Here is a 541-nt window from a genome sequence, read left to right on the forward strand (position 1 = left end):
CGCTTGAACTGCCAGAAGGTAATGCCTAGTGCGCTGGCAACGATCACACCCGCCTGGGCAAGGTCGTTGAAATAGAAGTGACCGCCAAGGATAACGGCACCGCTGAAAAGCGTAGGCCATGCAATTTTGACAGAATGCCTGATGGCTTCTGTCACTGGTACTGCACGCTTGCCTTCACGCAGCCGTGTATACATGACATCGGCCCGTCTGATCTGATCAGCGGTGGGCAGCACACGTACGGACTCATAGCCCACCATCTGGCCATTTTCCCAGATAGGGGTGACGTATGCGTTCACCCAATAATAGTCGCCGTTCTTGCAGCGGTTCTTGACGATACCCATCCAGGCTTTGCCCTGTTTTAGGGTATCCCACATATGGCCGAATACGCCCTCCGGCATATCTGGATGACGAACCAGATTATGTGGACTGCCAATAAGCTCTTCTCGCGTAAAACCACTTATTGCGACGAAAGCGTCATTGCAATAAGTAATTTGTCCCTTGAGATTCGTCGTTGAGATAAGACGCTCACTTTCCCTGAATG

At 51.6% G+C, this 541-nt stretch carries 1 protein-coding gene; it reads right to left on the reverse strand.

Annotated elements, in window-relative coordinates; genetic code table 11:
* Nucleotides 1-541, reverse strand: a 541-nt coding sequence (locus GM154_RS25530; protein WP_219654331.1) for a PAS domain-containing protein, incomplete at both ends; no start/stop codon positions are given.

The sequence above is a fragment of the Pseudomonas sp. MAG002Y genome (genome assembly GCF_019400845.1).
Classification (GTDB): Bacteria; Pseudomonadota; Gammaproteobacteria; order Pseudomonadales; family Pseudomonadaceae; genus Chryseomonas; species Chryseomonas luteola.